Source organism: Microbacterium sp. VKM Ac-2923 (assembly GCF_022815605.1).
Lineage (GTDB): Bacteria > Actinomycetota > Actinomycetes > Actinomycetales > Microbacteriaceae > Microbacterium.
Window position 1 is genome coordinate 478,304 of the sequence record NZ_JALGRP010000002.1, and the last position, 22,292, is coordinate 500,595.

Annotated in this window: 21 protein-coding genes and 1 pseudogene; 10 read left to right on the forward strand and 12 right to left on the reverse strand. The window is 65.8% G+C overall.

Annotation, left to right across the window (positions count from 1 at the left end; all coding sequences use genetic code 11):
- Window positions 1-2: 2 nt before the first annotated feature.
- From MT347_RS05405 to MT347_RS05415, 3 genes are read left to right on the forward strand one after another with little or no spacing between them, the layout of a single operon-like run.
- Window positions 3-1,130: a carbohydrate ABC transporter permease gene (locus MT347_RS05405; protein WP_243498813.1), complete on the forward strand. Its 1,128-nt coding sequence runs from the start codon at window positions 3-5 to the stop codon at window positions 1,128-1,130.
- Window positions 1,127-2,041 (forward strand): carbohydrate ABC transporter permease, encoded by a 915-nt coding sequence (locus MT347_RS05410; protein ID WP_243498816.1) that lies wholly within the window; start codon window positions 1,127-1,129, stop codon window positions 2,039-2,041. Before MT347_RS05405 ends, MT347_RS05410 begins: the two co-directional genes overlap by 4 nt.
- Window positions 2,038-3,990 carry a glycogen debranching N-terminal domain-containing protein gene (locus MT347_RS05415; RefSeq protein WP_243498817.1) on the forward strand — a complete coding sequence of 651 codons (1,953 nt, stop codon included), beginning with the start codon at window positions 2,038-2,040 and terminating at the stop codon, window positions 3,988-3,990. Before MT347_RS05410 ends, MT347_RS05415 begins: the two co-directional genes overlap by 4 nt.
- A 315-nt stretch (window positions 3,991-4,305) precedes the next feature.
- Here MT347_RS05415 and MT347_RS05420 read toward each other — a convergent pair whose 3' ends face one another.
- Entirely contained in the window at window positions 4,306-4,782 is a 477-nt protein-coding gene (locus MT347_RS05420; protein WP_243498819.1) for a YbaK/EbsC family protein, read from the reverse strand.
- Between the two features lie 384 nt (window positions 4,783-5,166).
- On the opposite strand from MT347_RS05420, the gene MT347_RS05425 reads away from it, so the two are divergent.
- Window positions 5,167-6,240 (forward strand): Glu/Leu/Phe/Val dehydrogenase family protein, encoded by a 1,074-nt coding sequence (locus MT347_RS05425; RefSeq protein ID WP_243498821.1) that lies wholly within the window; start codon window positions 5,167-5,169, stop codon window positions 6,238-6,240.
- Between the two features lie 70 nt (window positions 6,241-6,310).
- Here MT347_RS05425 and MT347_RS05430 read toward each other — a convergent pair whose 3' ends face one another.
- From MT347_RS05430 to MT347_RS05440, 3 genes are all read right to left on the reverse strand, one after another.
- Window positions 6,311-6,649 carry an Lsr2 family protein gene (locus MT347_RS05430; protein ID WP_243498822.1) on the reverse strand — a complete coding sequence of 113 codons (339 nt, stop codon included), beginning with the start codon at window positions 6,647-6,649 and terminating at the stop codon, window positions 6,311-6,313.
- 88 nt (window positions 6,650-6,737) lie between these two features.
- Window positions 6,738-7,478: an acetolactate decarboxylase gene (locus MT347_RS05435; protein WP_243498824.1), complete on the reverse strand. Its 741-nt coding sequence runs from the start codon at window positions 7,476-7,478 to the stop codon at window positions 6,738-6,740.
- Between the two features lie 28 nt (window positions 7,479-7,506).
- Window positions 7,507-7,848, reverse strand: coding sequence for an Lsr2 family protein (locus MT347_RS05440; RefSeq protein ID WP_308194207.1), 342 nt, complete (start codon window positions 7,846-7,848; stop codon window positions 7,507-7,509).
- Window positions 7,849-8,021: 173 nt separating this feature from the next.
- Here MT347_RS05440 and MT347_RS05445 point away from each other — a divergent pair, with 173 nt between their 5' ends.
- Window positions 8,022-9,512 carry an amino acid permease gene (locus MT347_RS05445; RefSeq protein ID WP_308194208.1) on the forward strand — a complete coding sequence of 497 codons (1,491 nt, stop codon included), beginning with the start codon at window positions 8,022-8,024 and terminating at the stop codon, window positions 9,510-9,512.
- Window positions 9,513-9,583: 71 nt separating this feature from the next.
- Here the strand turns inward: MT347_RS05445 and MT347_RS05450 are convergent, their stop codons facing one another.
- Window positions 9,584-9,811 (reverse strand): hypothetical protein, encoded by a 228-nt coding sequence (locus tag MT347_RS05450; RefSeq protein ID WP_243499079.1) that lies wholly within the window; start codon window positions 9,809-9,811, stop codon window positions 9,584-9,586.
- Window positions 9,812-9,867: 56 nt separating this feature from the next.
- Between MT347_RS05450 and MT347_RS05455 the strand changes: the two are divergent.
- Window positions 9,868-10,612 (forward strand): annotated as a pseudogene (locus MT347_RS05455) (ABC transporter ATP-binding protein).
- Window positions 10,594-12,180, forward strand: a complete 1,587-nt coding sequence (locus tag MT347_RS05460; RefSeq protein ID WP_243498832.1) for a hypothetical protein — start codon at window positions 10,594-10,596, stop codon at window positions 12,178-12,180. The pseudogene MT347_RS05455 and the gene MT347_RS05460 overlap by 19 nt, the downstream one beginning before the upstream one ends.
- A 165-nt stretch (window positions 12,181-12,345) precedes the next feature.
- Here the strand turns inward: MT347_RS05460 and MT347_RS05465 are convergent, their stop codons facing one another.
- The 3 genes from MT347_RS05465 to MT347_RS05475 form a co-directional block, all read right to left on the reverse strand.
- The gene (locus MT347_RS05465) at window positions 12,346-13,065 is read right to left on the reverse strand and encodes a helix-turn-helix domain-containing protein (RefSeq protein ID WP_243498834.1); all 720 of its coding nucleotides are present in this window, start codon (window positions 13,063-13,065) and stop codon (window positions 12,346-12,348) included.
- The gene (locus tag MT347_RS05470) at window positions 13,065-13,505 is read right to left on the reverse strand and encodes a VOC family protein (protein WP_243498836.1); all 441 of its coding nucleotides are present in this window, start codon (window positions 13,503-13,505) and stop codon (window positions 13,065-13,067) included. The genes MT347_RS05465 and MT347_RS05470 overlap by 1 nt, the downstream gene beginning before the upstream one ends.
- 206 nt (window positions 13,506-13,711) lie before the next feature.
- Complete coding sequence (locus MT347_RS05475; protein WP_243498838.1) at window positions 13,712-14,269, reverse strand: hypothetical protein; 558 nt, start codon at window positions 14,267-14,269, stop codon at window positions 13,712-13,714.
- A gap of 335 nt (window positions 14,270-14,604) precedes the next feature.
- Between MT347_RS05475 and MT347_RS05480 the strand changes: the two genes are divergently transcribed.
- A complete protein-coding gene (locus tag MT347_RS05480) occupies window positions 14,605-14,901 on the forward strand; it encodes a helix-turn-helix domain-containing protein (RefSeq protein ID WP_243498840.1) in 297 nt (98 codons plus the stop codon).
- 224 nt (window positions 14,902-15,125) lie between these two features.
- On the opposite strand, the gene MT347_RS05485 is transcribed toward MT347_RS05480, so the two are convergent.
- From MT347_RS05485 to MT347_RS05500, 4 genes are all read right to left on the reverse strand, one after another.
- A complete protein-coding gene (locus MT347_RS05485) occupies window positions 15,126-15,998 on the reverse strand; it encodes a hypothetical protein (RefSeq protein ID WP_243498842.1) in 873 nt (290 codons plus the stop codon).
- Window positions 15,995-16,906 carry an S-4TM family putative pore-forming effector gene (locus MT347_RS05490; protein WP_243498844.1) on the reverse strand — a complete coding sequence of 304 codons (912 nt, stop codon included), beginning with the start codon at window positions 16,904-16,906 and terminating at the stop codon, window positions 15,995-15,997. The genes MT347_RS05485 and MT347_RS05490 overlap by 4 nt, the downstream gene beginning before the upstream one ends.
- Before the next feature lie 6 nt (window positions 16,907-16,912).
- Complete coding sequence (locus MT347_RS05495) at window positions 16,913-17,500, reverse strand: hypothetical protein (RefSeq protein ID WP_243498846.1); 588 nt, start codon at window positions 17,498-17,500, stop codon at window positions 16,913-16,915.
- 550 nt (window positions 17,501-18,050) lie between these two features.
- Entirely contained in the window at window positions 18,051-19,796 is a 1,746-nt protein-coding gene (locus MT347_RS05500; RefSeq protein WP_243498849.1) for a hypothetical protein, read from the reverse strand.
- A 999-nt stretch (window positions 19,797-20,795) separates the two neighbouring features.
- On the opposite strand from MT347_RS05500, the gene MT347_RS18535 reads away from it, so the two are divergent.
- Window positions 20,796-21,167, forward strand: coding sequence for an N-acetyltransferase family protein (locus MT347_RS18535; protein WP_374206504.1), 372 nt, complete (start codon window positions 20,796-20,798; stop codon window positions 21,165-21,167).
- 44 nt (window positions 21,168-21,211) lie between these two features.
- On the forward strand, window positions 21,212-22,177 hold the full coding sequence (locus tag MT347_RS05510; RefSeq protein WP_243498853.1) for a hypothetical protein: 966 nt from the start codon (window positions 21,212-21,214) through the stop codon (window positions 22,175-22,177).
- Window positions 22,178-22,292: the final 115 nt, after the last annotated feature.

Sequence of the window (22,292 nt, forward strand, 5' to 3'; positions counted from 1 at the left end):
TCGTGAGTGCTCTCACCACCGCGCCGCGCCGCGTCGGATCCTCGGGGATCCGGCGCGGCGAGGCCGCCGCCGGCTGGCTCTTCACCGCACCCGTGCTCGTCATCCTGGGTGTGTTCCTGCTCGTCCCCGTGCTCATGGCGCTGTGGGTCAGCTTCTCCGACTGGACCGGTCGCGGCAGCCCCTTCTCGTCGAACGTGAACTTCGTCGGCGTCGACAACTACGCCGCCGTCACCACCGGCGGGGGTCTCGCCGAACGTGACTTCGGCACCGCGCTGCGCAACAACGGCTGGTACGTGCTGCTCGTGGTGCCGCTGCAGACGGCGCTCTCGCTCTTCCTCGCGGTACTCGTCAATCGCGCGGTCCTGCGCGGTCGCGGGTTCTTCCGCACCGCGTTCTACTTCCCCTCCGTCACCAGCTCGGTCGCCATCACCGTCCTGTGGCGGTTCCTCTTCTCGGCATCCGGCGCCGTCAACGAGACGCTGTCGTGGCTCGGCATCAACGGCCCCAACTGGTTCAGCGATCCCTCGGGCGTCGTCCACAACCTCCTGGGCGCCGTGGGCATCACCACCGGACCGGCGTTCCTCACGGGCAACACGATGCTCGGCGTCTCGTGGTGGGACTGGCTCGCCGGCCCCTCGGTGGCGATGTCGGCGTTCATCCTGATGGCCGTGTTCACGACCTCGGGCACATTCATGCTGCTGTTCATCGCGGGCCTGCAGAACATCGGCGGCGACGTGCAGGAGGCCGCCATGATGGACGGCGCCACCGGCTGGCAGCGCTTCTGGCGGGTCACCCTGCCGCAGCTCAAGCCCGTGCTGTTCACGGTGCTGACCCTGGGCCTCATCGGCACCTGGCAGGTGTTCGACCAGATCTACACCGGCACACAGGGCGGCCCCGGCAAGACCACCCTCACCCCCGCGTACCTCAGCTACTCCTCGGCATTCTTGTCGCAGCAGTGGGGGCAGGGTGCGGCGATCGCCTTCGTGCTGTTCGTCATCATCGTCGCGTTGACGATCCTCCAGCGCTTCGTGCTGCGCGATCGCCCCGTCTCGAAACGGCGGATCCGCCAGTACGAGGTGCGCACGCCGAAGCCTGCACCCTCCGTCGACACGAAGGGAGCCCGGCGATGACCGCCACGGTATCCCCCCAGACCACCGTCCTCGCCGAACAGCGCCTCGAGGGCCCCGCCCGCCCGAGGAAGCACCGCCTGTCGGGCAAAGCGTTGCGCTGGCAGATCGGTCTGTACGTCCTGCTGATCGTCCTCGCGCTCGTCTACATCTACCCCTTCCTGGTGCAGGTGGCGACGTCGTTCAAGACGGATGCCGCGGCCGCCGCCGACCCCATCTCGTTGGCGCCGCAGCCCTTCACGTGGGCGGCGTACGAGCGCCTGTTCCTCAACTCGGACTTCCCCGTGTGGTTCGGCAATTCGGCCGTGGTGACGGTGTTCGTCACGGCCGGTCGGGTGTTCTTCAACTCCCTCGCCGGGTACGCGCTCGCGCGCCTGCAGTTCCGCGGTCGCGGCTTCGTGTTCGCAGGCCTCATCGCTGTGATGGCCGTCCCGACGGTGGTGCTGCTGATCCCGAAATTCCTCGTCATCAACCAGCTCGGCATCTACGACTCGTACGCCGGCATGATCCTGCCGCTCCTCGTGGATGCCGCGGGCGTGTTCATCATGAAGAACTTCTTCGAGTCGATCCCGCCGTCCGTCGAGGAGCAGGCGCGCATCGACGGCGCCGGCACCTTCCGCATCTTCTGGTCGGTCGTGCTGCCGATGGCGCGCCCCGCCCTGATTACGATCGTGATCCTGTCGTTCCAGGGATCGTGGAACGAGCTGAGCCACTTCGTCATCTCCACCCAGTCCCCCGAACTCACCACCCTGACCAAGGGCGTGGCCGCTCTGGCGAGCGGACAGCTCAGCCAGGGGAGCCAGTTCCCCCTCAAGCTCGCGGCCGCCGCCATCATGACGATCCCGGTCGCCGTTGTGTTCTTTATCTTCCAGCGCCGCATCATGAACGCCAGTGAAGGAGCCGTCAAAGAATGACCACCGCGCCCACCGCCTCTCCCCCCGGGACCCCCCTCGACACCGCCGCGCTCCAGCCTCTGCTGAACGACGCCCTGATCGCACTCCGCGCCCCGACCCAGGTGTGGTCCGACACCACCGGCGACATGGGTGCGACTGCCGTCCACGGGGTCTACCACGGTGACGTCCGGCACGTGCGCTCGCTCGCCGCCGCGTGCGCCGGCTCGCCGATCGAGTGGATCTCGGTCGCCCCCGACGGCGCCTCGCGCGTGGTCTTCGGCGGCCTGCTGCGCGGCCTCGACGACACCACCCCCGACCCCAAGGTGCGGGTGCTGCGCGACCGTCGCGTGGGCGACGGCGTCGTCAGCGAGGCGTGGACCGTCCAGTCGCGCCTCGACCGACCGATCACGACGTCGCTGCGCCTCTCGTTCCGACCGGAGTTCGCACAGTTACACGAGGTCAAGTCCGGTCACGCCCAGCCGGTCGCGGCCGACATCACCGTCGACGACGACCGCCTGCTCGTCGACGCCGGTGCGCAGGGCCTCGAGCTGGTCGCACCGGGCGCGCAGCTGGCATCCGGGGCCGAGGGTCTCGAGGCCGTCTGGGACGTGGAGCTTCCGGCGTTCGGCACCGCCGAGGTGGCCTGGACGCTGACCCTGCGCGACGACACCCTCGTGGTGGGCGCGACGGCCGCCCCCGCGCGGTGGGATGCCGCGGCCGTCGCCGCGGGAGCGCCCGACCCTCGCCTGGCGCGGTGGCTGCGGACCGCGCTCGACGACCTCGACGCGCTCCGTCTCGTGCTGCCCGAGCACCCCGACGACGAGTTCTTCGCCGCGGGGGCGCCGTGGTTCTTCACCCTCTTCGGTCGCGACTCGATCTGGGCCGCCCGCCTGGCGCTGCCGCTCGACCCCGCGATCGCGGCATCCACTCTTCGCGTGCTCGCGCGGCTGCAGGGGGTCGACGACGACGCGCAGACCGCGCAGGAGCCGGGCAAGATCCTCCACGAGCTGCGGGCCTCGGCCCTCGAGATGCCGGGCGAGGGCATCGTGCTGCCGCCGAAGTACTACGGCAGCGTCGACTCCACCCCGCTGTGGATCTGCCTGCTCGCCGACGCGTGGCGCGCCGGCATGCCCGAGGCGGAGGTGCAAGCGCTCCTCCCCACGCTGCGCGGCGCCCTCGGCTGGATCCGCGACAGCGGCGACAGCGACGGCGACGGCTTCCTCGACTACATCGACCGCTTCGGCACCGGGCTTTCGAACCAGGGCTGGAAGGACTCCGGCGACTCGATCCAGTGGCGCGACGGCCGTCTCGCCGAGGGTCCGATAGCCCTGTGCGAGGTGCAGGCCTATGCGTACGAGGCCGCTCTCGCCGGTGCGGATCTGCTCGACGCCCTCGGCGAGGCGACGGATGCCGACGACGTCCGCTTCTGGCGCGCCTGGGCCGACGACCTCAAGGCGCGCTTCGCCGAGACGTACTGGGTCGAGACCCCCGAGGGGCGCTATCCCGCCGTCGCCCTCGACCGCGACAAACGTCCCGTCGACTCGCTCACGAGCAACATCGGCCACCTGATCGGCACCGGCATCCTCTCGCCCGACGAGGAGGCGCACATCGCCGACCTCCTGCTCGGCGAGAGCATGTCGAGCGGGTACGGCATCCGCACCATGTCGACCGGCGCCGCGGGCTACTGGCCCCTGTCGTACCACGGCGGGAGCGTCTGGGTGCATGACACCGCGATCGCCGCGCACGGGATGCAGCGTGCGGGCCTGCGCGATCAGGCGCGCGCGGTGGTGGACGGGCTGCTGGATGCCGCGGAGGGCTTCGCCTCCCGCGTGCCCGAGCTGCACTCCGGCGACCCGCGCAGTCACTCCTCCGTGCCGACGCCGTATCCGGCCGCGTGCCGGCCCCAGGCGTGGTCGGCCGCCGCCGCGGTGGTGTGCCTGACCGCGCTCACGCCACCCCCCGGGGCGTGAGCCGCCGGGCGGCGTCGCTCTCGAGCGTCGTCGCCCGGCCCGATGCCGCGTCGCTCACCTGCCTCGAGACCCCGCCGGTCGCGCCGCCCCCCCGGTTCGGGGCGGAATCCGCTGATCGGGGCAGCAAAAGCCCGCCCCAACGCGCAGATCCCGCCCCGAACCCGCCGTCACCCGCCCGACCACTACGACGCCGCCGCCGGTCAGGGCAGCCACCCCCGGGTTCGGGGCGGGATGCGCCGTTCGGGGCGGCATCAACCCGCCCCAACGCGCAGATCCCGCCCCGAACCCGCCGTCACCCGCCCGCGGCGCGCGCGGTCACGCGACGCGCGCGACCGTCCCCCGGGTCAGACACACCAGCTCGTCGAAGGTCAGCGGAAAGACCGTGTGCGGTGTGCCGCCCGCCGCCCAGATCTCGGCGAAGGCTGCGAGGTCCTCGTCGACCACGGTGGTCAGCGGCGCGGGATGCCCGGTCGGCGCCACTCCCCCGATGGGTTGTCCGGTCGCGGCCAGCACCTGATCCGGCGTCGCCCGACGGATGCCACCGCGCCCGAGCCGCTCGGCCAGAGCCACCGTGTCCACGCGGTGCGCGCCACTGGTCATCACCAGCAGCGGCTCGTCGTCGCTCCAGAACACCAGACTGTTCGCAATGGCGCCGACCTCGATGCCGAGGGCTGCCGCCGCGAGCGCGGCCGTCGACGCGGCATCCGGAAGCACGACGATCTCGCCCTCGATACCGACGTCCCGGAGGGCTGCGGCAACGAGACGACTTCGGGCGGGGAGGGCGTCGGACATGTCCGCCAGCCTAGAACGACGCCGCGCCCTGCAGCCTCGACGCACGCTCCGCGATGCGCGCACTCTCAGCCCGAGACCCGCCACCCGACTGATCCTCCGCGCATCGCTGAGGTGGTGCGCGATCCCACCCCGCGCACGCGCAACCGCCCGCCCGACCCCACCCGCGCACGCGCAACCGCCCGCCCCACCCCACCCCGCGCACGCGCAACCGCCCACGCCACCCGCGCGATCTCGACCTGACCGGCCACCCCGCGCGGCTCGTCGAGACCATGCCGCGCGCCCCTCGCGTCCGTCGACGACGCGCGACACAATGGAAGACGGATGCCGCGACGCTGCGGCCTCCGAGAAGCGCCGCCCACAAGGCGGCCGACGACAAGGAACGCGATGACCAACGCTCTGCCCCTGCCCGAATTCGCGCACGAACGCGTGGAGGTGATCACGGGGCGACGCAGCGGTCTGTTCGTCGCCGTCGCACTGCACTCCTCCGTCCTCGGTTCCGCCCTCGGCGGCGCGCGCCTGTGGACCTATCCCTCCTGGACGGATGCGCTCGGAGATGCCCTGCGCCTGTCGGCGGCCATGACGCTGAAGAACGCCGCCGCGGGCCTCGACGCGGGTGGTGGCAAAAGCGTGATCGGCCTCCCCGAGGGCACGATGCTCGACGCCGACCGACGGCGCGCGGCTTTCCTCGACCTGGGCGACGCCGTCGAGAGCCTCGGCGGCCTGTACCGCACGGCCGAGGACGTGGGTTCCACGACCGACGACATGCTCGTCGTCAGCGAGCGCACCGCGCACGTGGTCGGGCTCCCCGACTCGGTCGGCGGCTCGGGGGAACCCGCGGGTCCCACGAGCCTCGGGGTCTACTCGTCACTGGTGGCCACGCTCGAGCGCGCCGTCGGCACGGGCGACGTCGCCGGCCGTCGCATCACGATCGCGGGTCTCGGTCAGGTCGGTGGCCGCCTCGCCGAGCGCCTGGCCTCCGAGCACGCCGCGCTGACCGTCACCGACGTCAATCCGGCGAAGCGCGCGCGGGCCGCCGAGCTCGGCGCGGCGTGGGTAGAACCGAGCGAGGCGCACCTCGTCCCGGCCGACGTGTTCGTCCCGGCCGGCATCGGAGGCGTCCTCACCGACGAGGTCATCGACGCCCTCGACGCCCGCGCGGTCTGCGGCCCCGCCAACAACCCCCTGGCCGAGCGCTCCGGGGCCGAACGCCTCGCGCAGCGCGGCATCCTGTACGCCCCCGATTTCGTCGTCAACGCCGGCGGGGTGATCTACCTCGATCTCGTGGCCAAGCAGCGCGGAACCCTGGACGAGATCATGGGCCGCGTCGCCGGGATCGGCGACACGATCCGCCGTGTCTTCGACGAGGCGGCCGCCCGCGGTGTGACCCCGCTCGCCGCCGCCGAGGGTCTCGCCGCCGAACGTCTCGCGGTGGGCGCGGGGAGCACCGCGCTCGTCTGACGCCGCCGCCGCCCCAACAGAAAAGAACCGGATGCCACGGGCTCGTGGCATCCGGTTCTGCATATGGGGGTCAGTGGACGGCGTCGTAGGCCTCGAGGACCGACGACGAAATGCGGCCGCGCGTATTGATGGGATGACCGTTCTTCTCCGCCCAGGCCCGCACGTCGGCGAGATCCCGAGTCGGAATCGCGCGACCGCGAGGGGTCCGCCGCGGTGTCGAGTGAGGAGAATCCGCCGCTCGACCGGCAGAGATGTACGGCCGGAGTGCGTTGCGCATCTTTTCGGCGTTGGTTTCTGACAGGTCGATCTCGTACGCGCGTCCTTCGAGGGAGAACTGCACGGTCGTGCCATCGTCGATCACTGAACCGTCGAGATCATCGATCACCTGTGTGATGTGCTTTTTCGCCATGCGCCGACCTTAAACCGCCGACCGGGGGCTTCTCGGCGAAATTAATCCGAATTCACCCTCGCGTTCGCCCGCATTTGCGGTGATTCTTTCAAGCCGCGGACGACGAGGCCCCGCGGCTCTCGACGGCGACGATTCGGTGATCGTCGTCGTGCGTGAGTTCCGTCGAGAGGAATTGTCCGTCGCGCGGCAGCCGCAGGTGCAGATCGGCGTAGGCCGACATACGAAGTCGCCCTTCGCGAAGGCGCACATCGAGCACATGGCCCCCGACGGAACGGTCGTCGCTGAGGAAATGCAGATGCAACCCGGCGACCGTGACGCCCTGATAGATGCGCGGCATCCAGAAGCCCACGAGAGTACCCGCGCAGTCGCGGGTGACGGTCTCGAGCTGTTCCGCAGCGACCTCGGCGAGGGGGCGGAAAGGTGGCAGCTGTCGGCGCGTGACGCGCGTCAGGACCTTCGCGACCACTCCGTCGATGCGCACCGCGTGGAACAGGTTGCGGCTGAGCAGGCCCTCCTCGATCACCGATTCCACACCGCGCAGATCGAGGTCACCGATGGGGATGCCGGGGGCCTCCCCGAGCGGACAGACGTCGACGAAAGGCAGGAACTCGTCGTCCGTCATCAGCCGCGGAGGCTCATCCGCCGTGCATTCGAAGAGCTCGCCGTCGAGGATGACGACCTCTCCGCCGAGACCTTCGCAGCACCCCACGCCGGTGTCACCCGCCACCCTCACGTCGACGACCGACGTCCCTTGCGAATACACACCGGCCAAGAGCGCATCGAGCACGGCGAATTGCGTGACCGCACCGGTCTCCAGCTGCGCCGTCATGTGCAGGCCGCGCTGATGCGGAGAGTGATCAGGAATTCGCTTCGTTATACGCGTCGAGCACCGTGGCCGGAACACGACCGCGATCGCTCACCGTGTGTCCGTTGGCGCGGGCCCATTCGCGTACGGCACCGAGGTCGACGTCGCTCGCGCGGCGCGCCGGACGATTGCGGCGGGTCGCGGCATTTCCCCGCGACACCGAACGCGCGGCATCCACGAACGGCGCGATCGCGGAATAGAACTTGTCGGCGTTGCGGTCGGAGAGGTCGATCTCATAGGCGCGACCCTCGACCGAGAAAGTGAGCTGCTTTCCCTGGCCGTCTTCGAGAACGGAGCCGTCGAGATCATCGACGAGGTGGGTGATGTGTTTCATAGCCATAATGCGTAAAGATTACACCCACGCGAATTCATTTACATGCACTCTCAATTCCGTGACATCATCCGCGGCGCGCGTGCGGCGACGGATAGGCAGGGAGCGCGGAAGGGACTATCCTCCGGGGGTGGTGTCCGCTCCCTGGGCATCTCCTGAGACAGAGGATGCGCAGCGTGAGCCTTTTCCGAACGAAGTCGGTGGAGCAGTCCATCGCCGACACCGACGAACCGGAGTTCCGACTCAAGAAGTCCCTGACGGCGGTCGATCTGACCGTCTTCGGCGTCGGTGTCGTGATCGGTGCCGGCATCTTCACGTTGACCGGCCGAGCCGCCAACGAAGTGGCGGGCCCCGCCGTCGTGATCAGCTTCATCATCGCCGCGATCGCGTGTGGTCTCGCGGCCATGTGCTACGCCGAATTCGCCTCCACCGTCCCCGTCTCGGGATCGGCCTACACCTTCTCGTACGCCTCGCTCGGTGAGCTGTTCGCGTGGATCATCGGCTGGGATCTCATCCTCGAGATGTTCCTCGGAGCCAGCGTCGTCGCGCAGGGCTGGAGCGCCTACCTCGGCACCTTCCTGCAGCAGCTCGGCATCGTGCTCCCGGAGGCGATCTCCTACGGCGGCGTCGTCGACCTGCCCGCGATCCTGCTGGTTCTCGTGCTCGGTGCCCTGATGACCCTGGGCATCAAGGAGTCGCTGCGGGTGAACCTCGTGCTCGTGGCGGTGAAGCTGTTCATCGTCCTGTTCGTCATCGTCGCCGGCATCCTGTTCATCAACCCGGCCAACTACAGCCCGTTCGTGCCGGAGTCCGTGCCCACCGAGTCGGCGTCCGGACTCACCCAGCCGCTGCTGCAGTTCCTCTCGGGCCTGGAGCCCGCCACCTTCGGCGTCGGCGGCATCCTCGCGGGTGCGGCGCTGGTGTTCTTCGCCTACATCGGCTTCGATGTCGTGGCGACCACCGCCGAAGAGACGAAGAACCCACAGCGCGACCTGCCGATCGGCATCATCGCCTCGCTCGTGATCTGCACGATCCTCTACTGCGCCGTTGCCATCGTCGTCACCGGCATGGTGCCCTACAGCGAGCTGAACCCCTCGGCCGCCCTCGCCAACGCCTTCGCCTTCCACGGGCAGACGTGGATGGCCACGGTGATCGCCGCCGGCGCCGTCGCGGGCCTCACGACGGTCGTGCTCACCCTCATGATCGGCGCGACCCGCATCATCTTCGCGATGTCGCGCGACCGGCTCCTGCCGGGCTCGCTCGCCAAGGTGCACCCGCGCTTCCGCACCCCGTGGGTCATCTCGATCGTCGTCACCGCGATCGTGGCGATCGTCGCCGGCTTCACGCCCATCGGCGTCCTCGAAGAGATGGTCAACATCGGCACCCTGTCGGCCTTCGTGCTGGTCTCGGTGGGCGTGCTCGTGCTGCGGCGCAAGCGGCCCGACCTCAAGCGCGGCTTCCGCGTGCCGTGGAGCCCCGTGCTGCCAATCCTCTCCGCCCTGATCTGCACCTACCTCATGCTCAACCTGTCGGTCGAGACATGGCTGCGTTTCCTCATCTGGCTGGCCCTCGGCTTCGCCATCTACTTCGCCTACTCGCGCCGCCACTCGCGCGTCGGCACGGGCGAGTTCATCGCCCCGCGCGTGGTCGCTCCCCCGAAGGAGTAACAACGGACACCGGATGCCACGACCCCACCGCCACTTCCGGCCGGGGCCGTGGCATCCGTCGTTCCGCGCTCTCACCGCCCGCTCCCCGCCGCGGCGCGCCGGGTCTTCTTCGCCGTGACGATGGAGAGGGTCGTCGCCACGGTCGTGGCGGGCGGGGTGATCCGCTCCTGACGTCCCCGCCCGGCCATCAGATCGTGGAGGTCGCGGAGCCACCGGCCCGTAGACGACACCGCCACTGCGGTGACGACCCTCCCGCCGATAGGTTCGAGGGGTGACCGATACCCCGCGCGACGTGCCACCGCCCGCCCTCCCTGATGCGGTGATCCCGCCCGCGGCATCCGACACGCAGCCCGCGATGCAGGTGAGCGGACTGGCGAAGACGTTCGGGGGGGAAGATCGCCGTCGCCGGTCTCGACCTGACGGTTCCGACGGGGTCCTTCTACGGCCTGGTGGGCCCCAACGGCGCGGGCAAGACCACGACGCTGTCGATGGCCACGGGTCTGCTGAGGCCCGATGCCGGCACCGCGCGTATCCACGGGGTCGACGTGTGGGCGCGTCCCGTCGAGGCCAAGCGCCTCATCGGCAACCTCGCTGACGGCGTGCGCCTGTTCGATCGGCTCACCGGCGAGCAACTCGTGACGTACACCGGCCAGATGTTCGGGCTCGCGCGCGATGAGATCGCCTCCAGGACGGCGGACTTGCTGCGCATCATGGACCTCGGCGAGTCCGCCGGCATCCCCGTCGTCGACTATTCCGCCGGCATGACCAAGAAGATCGCCCTCGCCTGCGCGCTCGTGCACGCGCCCCGCCTGCTCGTGCTCGACGAGCCGTTCGAGTCGGTCGACCCGGTGTCCGCCGCCAACATCGAGGACATCCTGCGCCAGTACACGGCATCCGGAGGCACCATCATCGTCTCCAGTCACTCGATGGACCTCGTCCAGCGCATGTGCGATCACGTCGCCGTGATCGCGCAGGGCCGACTGCTGGCATCCGGCACCGTTGCCGAGGTCCGCGGCGCACAGACTCTGCAGGACCGCTTCATCGATCTCGTCGGCGGTCGCCACCACGCGGAGGGACCGCAGTGGTTGCGACAGTCCTGAGGATCCGCTTCCGGACGCTCGGCAACACCCTGGCGCGCAGCCCCGGGCAACTGGTCGGCTTCATCTTCGGCATCATCGGCGCGTTGTGGGCGCTCGGCACGATTGGCGTCCTGCTGTTCTTCGCGGGGACACTCGGATTCGACGTCGCCCGCACGGCGGTCGTCGCCGTGGGCGCCCTGGTGACGCTCGGATGGGTCGTCGGGCCGATCTTCGCCGCCGGGATCGACACCACCCTGGATCCGGCGAGACTCGCACCGTTCCCGCTCACGACGAACCAGATGATGATCGCCATCACCGCCGGGGGTCTCACGGGCGTCCCGGGGATTGCCACGACGCTGGGGGCGCTCGTGACCTTCGTCGTGTGGGGGCGCGAGCCGCTCGCCGCCGTCGCCGCAATCGTGTGCGTTCCGCTCGGTGTGCTCATCTGCGTGGTCGCATCGCGCACCGTGGCGACGCGGGCCGCGGGGGCCGGCGGAGGTCGCCGCGGGCGCGAGATCGTCGGTCTCATCGGGTTCACCGTGCTGATCTTCGCCAGTCCCCTCTTCATCGGCCTCACCAGTGCACTCGAGGCGAGCGCCGATCTGGGCGGTCAGCTGCGGCGCATCGTGGCGGCGGTCTCGTGGACGCCGATCGGAGCGGTATGGGCCGTGCCCGGGGACATCGCGACGGACGCCTGGCTTCCCGCCATCCTCAAGCTCGCGATCGCCGCGGCCACCCTCGCCGTCCTGTGGCTCCTGTGGAACCGGAGTCTGTCGGCATCCGTGGTCGCCTCCCCCGCTCGATCCTCCGCGCGCCGTCGGACCGGGTCGCTGGGCTTGTTCGGCGTCGTGCCCTCCACCCCGGTCGGTGCGACGTGGGCGCGCTCGCTCACGTCGTGGACCCGCGACTTCCGGTACCTGCGCCAGCTCATCATCGTGCCGTTCGCGCCGATCCTCGTGGTCGTCTCCTCGCGGGGCGAGTTCGACGGACCGTTCTTCGCCGCCTCGGGCCTTCTCGCCGGCTTCTTCGCCGGAGTGCTCGCCTACGCCGACATCTCGTATGACGGAACGGCCTTCGCCACCGTGATGCAGACCGGCATCCGCGGCCGCGACGACCGCCTCGGGCGGATGCTGGGAGCCGCGAGCGTCAGCGTGCCCCTGGTGCTGATGATCGACATCGCCACCCTGGCCCTCGCGCAGCGGTGGGACCTGCTCCCCGCGGTCGTGGGTGGGTCGCTCGGACTCCTCCTCGTCGGGTACGGCGTCTGCGCCGTCACGTCGGCCATCCTCGTCATCCCCACCCCCGCACCAGGCGACTCGCCCTTCAAGCGCGTACCGGGCTCGACGTTCGTGATGACGCTGGCGTTCTTCCTCTGCTGGCTCGTCGCCACGGTCGGCGCACTGCCCGCCGTCATTCCCGCCCTCATCGCGGTGTTCGGCGGATCGTCAACCGCGGGGTGGATCGCCCTGGTCGTCGGTGTGGTCTGGGGCGCGGCGGTCTTCGCGCTTGGCGTCGTGGTCGGCGGACGTCTCTTCGACCGCGGAGCGCCCGCTCTGCTCGCCCAGCTCAAGACCTTCCAGGGGATGTGAGACGGGCCGCGCCGTCGCCCCCTCGCCAAGCTGGTCTGAGGCGCCCCTTACGCCGAACTGACTGACCCATCGGGCAGTGCATGGAGTCGGACATGGCCGCCCCAGAAGGCTGGGCCCGGGGCGGCTGAGTCGACGCGGCCGGCGGTGGAGTGCAACGCCGACCGGTCAGGCGGGCACCGCGGGGGTGTCGATCTCCGGTGAAGCGGTGATCTCGATGTGGAACGTGCGTGCGAAGAGGTCGAGGAGCGAAGCCTCACCGGCGAGCACGCGGATCACCCCGGACTCCACGGCGGCGGCGGGCGTGAGCGACCCCGCGATCACCTCACGGATGCCGGGGCCTGCAGCGAAGACGAGGTCGGGCTCGCCGTCGGGCAGGTCGCCGCCGACCGGTGGCAGGGCGGGCGCAAGAGGCACCACGTCGAGTCGTCCCTCCGCCACACGGACCCTCAGGGCTACGTCCGCGACGTGGACCTCGTAGTCCATCGGTGGAAGGCGCGCCGCGGCATCCGGTTGGAAGGCTGTTCGAAGCGCCATCGTGAGCGAGTCCGGCGTGATGACGTCGCCCTCGTCGGGCTCTCGCATCGCCGCGAAGCCCCACCGACCGAGGGCCAGCACGACGGGTTCGAGCGCGCGCCCGTAGGGGGTCAGCTCGTAGATCGGGCCGCGCCCCGTGAACGGGGCCCGACGAACGATCCCCGAGTCCTGCATCTCTTTGAGTCGCGCCGCGAGGATGTTGGTCGGAATCCGGGGCAGGCCTCGCTTCAGGTCTGTGTAGCGCCGAGCACCGACGAGGAGGTCGCGGACGATCAGGAGCGCCCAGCGTTCCCCGATCAGCTCGACGGCCGTCGTGACGCCGCAGTACTGCCCGTAGTTGCGGGCCGCCACTACGCCTGTGCTCGCTCCGACGGCGATGCCGACGGGCCCTCTGCCGCCGCGACCGGGTCCATGTAGAGGAAGCCGAGCGAGTTTCCGTCCGGGTCGTCGAGGTCACGGGAGTACATGAAGCCGTAGTCCTGCGCCTCGCGCGGCTCGGTGCCCCCGGCGGCGAGACCGAGCTCCAAGATCGCGTCGACGGCCTGCCGGGAATCGCGACTGAACGAGAGCGACACCTGCAGCGTCTCGCGGGGGTCGGCGATCGGCTTGTCGGTGAACGTCGCGAGGAACTCGCGGGTGAGCACCATGAAGTAAATGGTGTCACTCCACACGATGCACGCCGCATTGTCGTCGGTGAAGTTCGGATTGATGTCGCAGCCCAGCGCCGTGTAGAAAGCCTTGGCGCGTTCGAGGTCGGTCGTGGGGATGTTGACGAAGATGCTGGCGTCCATGGGGTGATGCTTGCAAAAGACAAGTTACTCGTCAAGAGCAACAATGAGCTGTCGCAGGCGGATCTGCCGGCAGAAGGTGGAACTCGCTCGTGACGGAGCCCGCCGCCGCGGGGATCCCTGTGACGGTGACGGTCGGGCGCTCACGCTCTCTCGCCAGCGTCAGCGGGCACTCCTGAGCAACGCGCACTTCGAGAAGGAGGGCCTGCTTATCCGGCACTCTCACCGTGCATCATCTGTTCCTGGCCCCAATCCGAGGTCAACCGAATGGATTGAGGTTGCATCGCACGTGAGGTCGACCAAATCTGGATCAGATACGTCTCAGCGGCGGCTGTTTCGTCAAACGATCTCTCGTCCTCCACACGGTTCTTGCCGGACACTCGAACCGTGTGAAGACCCGCGTTCGGCAGATGAAGCTCGAGAGCTTGTCCGAGCCCACCAATCGATGCGGCATACAAACGATTCGTTGAGAGAACGAGCGTTGCCAAGGAAACATCATCCCAGTCGTCTGCGGAGACGGCCGCTGGATCCTCAAGGTGCTCCAGGATGATGCGAACGTAACCTGTGTGGGCGGCGGTGTCCACGAGGTAACCGCTCCCGTTCCCGCCCAGTGTGAGCATGCCAGCCTGCAGGGAGGCTCGCTCATCGTATTCCCAGTCCTCGTCACCGATCCAGAACGAGTGGAAACAACTACCGAGAATCCCAGACACGTTCACCTGTTTCTCCTCACTGAGTCCGGACATCGAACTGGTCGCCAGAATATGCATCGACGGACGCGCTGCGACTCACCTTCCATCCAGCCTTCTCCACATGCATCCTCATCGCGCGCGGTGGAGGCATCGAAGGGCAGCTCGCGGAACCGTTCGCCACGATCATCACGATAGCGAAAACCCACAACGGCGCCTCTCCCGGAGGAGAGACGCCGCATACAGATGGCTTTTAGAAGGTCACTTGTTCTACAGAGACCGATGTGGTGGCCCCAAGCGAAGCGCTCGCGAGTAATTCGCAACCCCTATTGGCCCTGCGAGACGCACTTCGTCGAGGTGTGATTGCTCGCACGCTGCAGCAGCCAGCTCGGCCGACTGCGCCGGGAACGACGCGCATGAAGCAAGTCACTCCCCTAGTTCGAGACCAACTCGTTGCCGACTACCGCGCTGGGCTCGGCATCTATGAGCTGGCACGAAAGCATGGGTTGCACCGCTACACCGTCTCCCAGCACCTGACTGCAGCTGGTGTCGTGATGAGACGGACCATCACGGATGACGAGAAGACGAAAGCGCATGAGCTGTACCTAGCCGGCGCGACGTATGCTGCGATCGCCAGGCAACTGAAACGTGATCCGACGACAGTCAAGAAGATGATCCAGACCCATGATCACCATCTTTCCCTTCGCGTATGAGTTGGGACAGCTCAGAGAAGGCGCGGGCCAACTTGTCGTAGTCCGGCTCAGGGCGCGCGATTGGCGCGACACGGATGACGTAGCCAGTCTTGCGTCTTGAAGATTGCGGCACGATACCAACGGAGACCTGACCCATGACCCGAGCTCGGACGGCTACTCGATGGACGCCACTCCAATCCGAAGGACCGTCAGCGTTCACTTGCGTTTCAGGTACGAGCATGGTGCTACGAGATCGGGAAGGTGTCCCCCAAAATGATCCTCCACAGCCTTTTAGCCTCGGCGTGATCGCCGCGACCTTCGGCTTCGTTAGCCTTCTTCGCGCGATCCGCAGCCGTGTTGAGCGCCTGAATGAGATTCTGGCGACTCATCCAAGAGAGATAGGTGCTGAGGTCGCCGCCCTGGCCACCCGGGTCACTTACGTTCAAGTAGCGTGGTGCCCACTCAAAAAACTTCTGCAAAGCGTCTCGGTAGTTACTCCCGAGGGAGCTGAAGGTCGTGGCCGCAACCGTCTCGAGGTGAAAGGAACGGAAGTGCTTGGAATGGGCACGGTTCCAGGTTTTGATGAGACGAACCACAGGGCCGAGATGGTAACCGAGCGCCTTGTTCTTCTCAGAAAACCAGGCGTTCGCGACTGTCGGCGCCGTGAGCAACCAGCCGCCCGTACCATTCGGAAGATGATAGACATCATTGCCACGATAGAAAACCGGCGCGACGTCGACGTGCCCACCGGTCTTGTAGAATACACGTACAGCTTGTCCCCGAGTGCCCACCTGTTGGATCTTTGTGCCCGCATAAGCTTCGCGAATTCGATAGATGAAGCTCTTCGAGTCATAGGCATACTTGCTCCAAGCGCCGTTCTTGTTCGAGAACACTGCGAGAACGTCGATGTCGTCAAGGGGACGAATGATGGTGCCCTTCGAAGCAGACCCCATAAGAATACCCTCAAAATAGGGCATATCTGATGTGGAGGGGAATGCTTTTCCCATGTCTTCGTCGACGGACGCTTTGCGGTTTGGTATGAAAGTTGACTTCTGGTTGTCGGTCGCAGTGATGTCCTCGAGGAACTTACTGAACGCTTGGGTGGTTGTGAGCGTCACTTCTTCTTGCTCCTCAGTCGGGCGGCGGCGGCATGCATTGCGGTCTCGTTCGTATTGCGCCTGAGCTTATAAAGCCAGTCTGGAACTTGGGGGGTCGTGCGGCGCAGGTCGTACATCTGAACCTGCCAGGCGATCAACTCTTGCCCTGAGATCGGTTGGTCATCTTCGATACGGCTCTGGATAGTCTTCGCGAGATCTCCGCGGTCCTGCGCCGCGCGCCAGGTGCTCCGCAAGTACTCGGCAACATCGAGCACGGCAGGAAGAACAGGGAACATTACACCGAGCAGGATGAGTCCGAAAGCGAGACCGCTCAGTGCGCTCCAAACGATGAGGCCAGTGAGCCAGATTGCCGTAACAGCTGCCCACACGCGCACTGCGCTTCGGATGAGACTGTCTGTGTAGGACGCGTTGGCTCGTTGGGCGATTGCGACGGTTTCTGCAGCAGGGTGCGATGGGTCGACGTCATACCAGTTGATCAGCTCCTCTCGAATCGCCGCCTCGCGCAGGCTGACGTCGCTACGAACGAGTAGCTCGATTTCTTCGAGCGTTGGCAACGAGGTGCGCTCGATTGTCTTCGGCATGTCGAAGATGTAGAGATCGAGTTCCTCTTGAATCGCCGCAGCACGCGTCATCGTGCGCGCCTCGGCTGATGCGAGCCACGTTCGCCCGACGAAGAGCCACAGCCCTGTCACTGCACCAACAGCTACCGCCAACAAAGGCAAAAGTATAGAGATGAACGGCGCAGCGACGCCGAGAACAATTAAGCCAATCCATCGCACGCCCTGCCAACGCTTCGCCTTCGTATAGAGGCGACGCTGCGCGAGCAGTAATCGTAGTGCCTCATCATCATTCTGTCGCTTGGCGATGGAAGCGCTTGTCGGTGGGGTGTACTCATTTAGGTCTGCCATGTGTACCTACCGGTCGAAGAGCAGCTTCAACTGCTCGATTGCGTTGTCGTCATCATTAGCCAGGTAGTAGTCCTTCGCTTTCCGGGCACGGGACACGGCCGCACCCAGTTTCGACAGGGCGTCCTGCTTCTTGGAATCCGAGGAGCAGGAACCAAAGCGAGATCCGAGCCCGGTTGGGTCGTTCATTGCCGCAAGCTGCACAGTCTGTAGGTGACTCAATATGTAGTACAGATCTAGGATTGGGAAGTATGCGTCGTCGTCGCTGAGATACTTCGCGGCTCGCATCTCCAAGTAGCACGACGACACAGGGACGCCCCGCTTGTACTTCCAGATCTTGAGGTGACGAGCAAGCATCTTCGCGCCACCGTTGTGCTTGGTGTTTACCTCGTTGACGTACTTGTTGTGATCTTCGGGATAACTCTTCATCCATCCGCCGGCCGGGTTAGCAATCATGTAGCCACCGCCAGTCGCGATGTAGCCCGGCACCACCTCGACGACACCATCGGAAAATTGACAGACGACTGCCGGCTGACGGATAGTGATCGTCGTCGAGGTGAAGCGCGCTTGAAGCGCCTCCTTAACCTTCGTGAGCATCGTCCACGGCGACTCAGGTGGATGCCCTTAAGCGATACGAGATAGTCCGCATCGCTGTACAGCCAGACGCCGGTTCCATGGCGCAATGAGCCGATCTCGAACATTCGATAGACACCGAGGACCGCGTCGAGTCGACTCTCGATCGCATTCTTGTGGCTCCTCGCACCGTCGAACTGCGTCGCCGACGGAGTGAAATAGCTGGTCAGTTATGCCAGCCAGGAGCTTGCGGTCGTCATGCCTATCGTCCTCTCCGTGAGACGTGGACACTCAGAATAGTCGCCAGGTGCTGGCGCTCCGCGATCCCACAGCGTGATCGACCGACGTTATCCATGTCGCCTAGTATACCACCCAAATCGAACATTTATTCGATCTTCACGGCAGTGTCGTTGCGAGTCCTGGTGCGGAAGATGCGCAACAGCCCGAAGCGACACCATCATCTGGCGCAAGCCATCCAGCGCAACTTCCCGCAGATTGGGGCAGAACAGGGCACCTCGGTGCCCAGATCACGATGACTATTTGGCAACTACCGAACGGCGATTCCCGGTTCCAGTCATTTGGCCGGAGCGGCATAGTCAGCGGGGCCGAAGTCATGGCCGCGGAACGTTGCCGCGCGCTCCAGCCATCTCAATAGCTCGGCCTCGGTCTCCGCCTCAGTTTCAGTCAGGATGTGGGCTCGAAACACATCGCCCAACGAAGAGTCCTGAAGGTCGAGCGTGGCGGACACTTCATGAGCCAGCATCATCGCGACCCTCGACAGCGCATTGGCGCGAGCAGTTAGCTCCGCAGTCTCCTGCGGCGCGTCTAGTTGTATGAGAGTCAGGAGGGCTCGCGACCCGGCGTGACGCGAACGCTCCATCATGTGTGCAAACTCTCCGAGCGACCGACCAAAGGGGGCGAGCCTCCCCAACCCGGCGGCGTCCAACCATCGATGGGGCGTCGTGGCCCTTCCCCGAGCAAAGAGTTTGACGGCCCGTGTCGGCTTCATCCGGAACGTTCGTGCACGCGCCACGCATTCGAGCACCGCACGAACGCAGGTCAACGACTCATCGACATCTTGTAGCCACAGTATCCACGCCGACTCCATGGCGGCTGCGGCGGTGCGTAAGGAAGCAGAATGTCCATCGTGCTCGAGCTGATCCGCGAGGAGGTCCGCCATTTCCGTGACCGCTTGGAACCATATGAGTCGGGTCTCGAGGACCTCGGGAGCGAAGTCGTCGCGTAAAAGCTGAGCCTCATCGTCGAACGCCAACTGAGCTTGTTCGACGGCTCGCACCCAACGTTCTTCAATAGGCATCCAGGATTGGTGCGGCGCCAAGCGGAATTTTTTGCCCAGACCTCTTCTGACGAGAGTGCGATACGTCTCGCCCCACGAAAGAAGGGTCTTTGCACCCGCGGAGCTCACGAAGTCGTGGCTCAAAGGCTCGTGGAAAATAGAGAGGAATGCCTCGGGGTCGAGATCGGGTGGCGGCGGCACGATCGGAAAGACCGTGTTCGCGGCTAGAAGTATTGCTGGAGCTATACAGGGGTCAATCTCTTCGGCTTGAGCCACGAGGCTAGTGGATGCTCGAATTTGGAGCAGAGGGGCCTCGCAAACTTCAGCAAGGTAGGCATGGAGCACCTCCCGGTGGTTCTGGGCCAGCGTGAGTTGCAAACTGATTTGCTCACCTTGGATGTTCGCTACCCGTCCATGGAGAAGCTCCGAAAGCGCCGCCCAATCTTCCCCAGTTGATCGGCCTTCGAGCCTCGCCTCGTACTGGGACCAGACCCGGTCGATGAAATCTTGATCGTCCTCACCCGCATCTTGGCTCAGGTCCCAAGAGAAGGCGACGTTGTACGTCCATCGTTCCAGGAATTGGCGAGTTAGCGCGACAGCAGCGGTGCTGTGCCCAAACCGCATGCACCAGGCGATACGGGCGTAACTGTCCAGCCCCTCACGTAGTTGCCACGCCCAGAGCTCGTTTTCGCGGTCCCCGACCTCGAAAATACGCCACGGTGTGCTGAGCTGCTCAAGAACATGATCGGCAGCAGCAACCGCATAGCTGGCCTGCCACACCCGTGTGGGCATGAAATGTGCGCTGGTCGACTGGATACTCCGTCGCGCGAGTGATCGCGTGTGAAGCGCCGGCAGGATCAGATCGTCAGCTACCGCGGTAATCCTTGAGACGTCGGTGAGGTCGGTCGGCACTGGGAAGCCGAACCGTTCGAAATCCGGGCCGTGGGTTTTGGCGTCCGCGAACTCCTCGTGACGAGCACCGGTTTGTCGACGCCGTTGCCTAGCCCGCTTCCCCGAGACCATCCTGCCATATTACGTGTCAACCAATGTCGCAGGCTGGCATGTCAATGAATACACCTCCATGCGGACCACCGCCGTAAGTCTTCGTGCGAGTTTGGAGTGGTGCGGATCGGGTGCTGGCACTGGACGGTGTCAGGCTTCGCCCGTGGCCCAGGTTAGCTTTCACCGGTAGTTGATCGTGGCGAACTCAAGTTGGTCATGGGAGTTCAAGTACATTGATTCTCCTCGCCGGCTGCGGCGAGTGATACGGGGTGGCACATCCAGATATATTGCGGCCTCACCGACCTCATCGAATGTCCCCGGTTCGAGTCCCAATTTCGGAGGCTACTCGTACTCTGTGGATAACGGGTCCGCAGCGGTTCGCCGTAGACCGGTGTTTCGTCATCTTGGAGGTGTCAGAGTGTTTCGTGTCCAGTGTCTAATGTGTCACAGGCTCGCGTCCGCAACCGCAACGGGCGTCATCTGTGCGCATGATGGTCCGTCTGGCACCCGTTGTGGCGGTACCGGGTATCGAACCGACGAATCGCAGCCCGAATCATCGTCCAGGGTGTCTTCGATGCCGGGTGTCGCGCTGGATGACACTCGGCGCCGAACAACTTCCGCGCCCAGCGAGAGGGCGCTTGAGGCGGATGCCACTCGGCGTGAGGTACTTCGGGCTGACGCCCGCGCCCGGCTCCGAGATGACCTGTCAACCAGATACAAGCTGCCGTCAGAGGCGTGGGAGCAGTCTGGACCGAGCGTGCGTGCAGTGGGGGGCGGCCTGCCGGGCCTGGGTAGGCGCTCGTGAGCCTGCCAGGCACAGACCCGTGGCGCAGAGAACCCGTTTTTCAGGACTGGAAGAAGCGGCTTGCATCATTGCCCGACTCACGAGTCGAAGTCCGCGCCGCTTTGCCTAATGTTGAAGACGGGAAACGGATGTGCTGGATACAGGCAACGTGCGAGTCGCTGTTCATCCACAATGTTGGGTTCAACGTCTCCAAGGTCGAGAAGCAGATCGTGCTTATGGCGGACATCTCGGGTGATCCAATCGGCTTCTGTGTTGCGCTCGCTGGTCGTACGGAGATTGCGCCTGTGTTTGTTCAGCTGGTGGCGGTAGTTCCGCAGGCTCGACAACGTGGTGCCGGTCTCGCGCTCGTGCGCGCCGTGGCGCGTGCTGAGCCGCATCGGGACATCGTGTTGGCGATCCAAGATGAGAACACTGCATCAAGGGCACTGAGTCAGCGTGTCGCAGTGTCTCTGAATTCGAAGATTCGGCGGGTACCGATTCGGAGCTACCGTCGGAGCGAGCTGGGCATTGCCGAAGGAGAGGTACACCGCGCTTGGCTTATCACCCGCTCTGAGAGCGCACCCCCTCTGGATGCAGATGGGGGTTGAACCATCAGGCTGGATTCTCGGGTTCTACATGAAGGATCGAACACATGGGTATTGAGTCGTTCCGGCGATCGGGAACTCAAAGGAGCAGCGAGCCTGAATTTGAGTGGTTCGGAGACCAGCTCGAGCCGACGCTGCTTCTTCGTCAGCGACTGAGCTATCGCCTTGAGATGATTGCTTCCCTGCGGAGGCACCTTGGGGAGGGAGTCCCCAGCCTCGCCGCAGTCAACTCGGACCTACGCGCGGATGACGATGCCCTGAATCCGTTCCATGTGTCCCACCTCGTGGGGCATTCCATTGGGATGGCACTCGACGCGCTTGGCGCTCTTGAACTGGTACTGCGGGACCCGTCAGGGAGCCTTCGCCTCCCTCTGTTTGGGGTGTACCCGGTTGCCCGGCAGGCGCTCGAGGCGTCGGCGGTCGGCCTGTGGGTTATCGGTCCGGCGAATCCCGCCGTGCGGCGCACCCGAGCCCTCCGGGTGCAGGTCCAGGAGGCCCGCGAGGAGGCGAGCCTGATCGCCGAGTTCTTGAAGGATCGCCCGAAGGATAGGCCAGAGCAACGCAAGTACAAGGCCCGACAGCGGCAGGCACACGCGACCAGGAATGAACGGATTGACCGCCTGCTTCATGTGGCGAAGGAGTCCCATCTCAACGTCAAGGAAGTGACCAGCGGCGTTCAGAGGATGCGCGCTGTCCTCGACGAGGTTGACGAGCTGCACCCGACGCCCGAGGCATCACTTCGAGCCGTCTGGCAGTACTTATCTGGGCTGGCCCACCCGTCTCAGCTGCGGGCAATCCAAGCATCTGACCTCGAGTTGTCCGAGACGTCGGAACCAGGCATCTCCCATGCGCGGATGACGGCCAAGGAGGAGATGGTCCTCCTATCGCTCGACGTCGCGCTGACTCTGATTGGCAACCTGCTCGATGTCTCTGCAGCGCGGGCGCTCAATCCCTCGATCAGGTGGCCCCGTGCCGACCTTGGCCTACCGCCCGGGTGGCGAGTGAAGGAGTAGCAGACGTCGCGGCGTCACTAAAGAGCAACTCGCCGATCCATTCGACGAACCAGATCGACATGCTCAAGAGGCCGACTCGTTCGTGCGTGCGACCGGGAACCGGCATGGTTCTCGT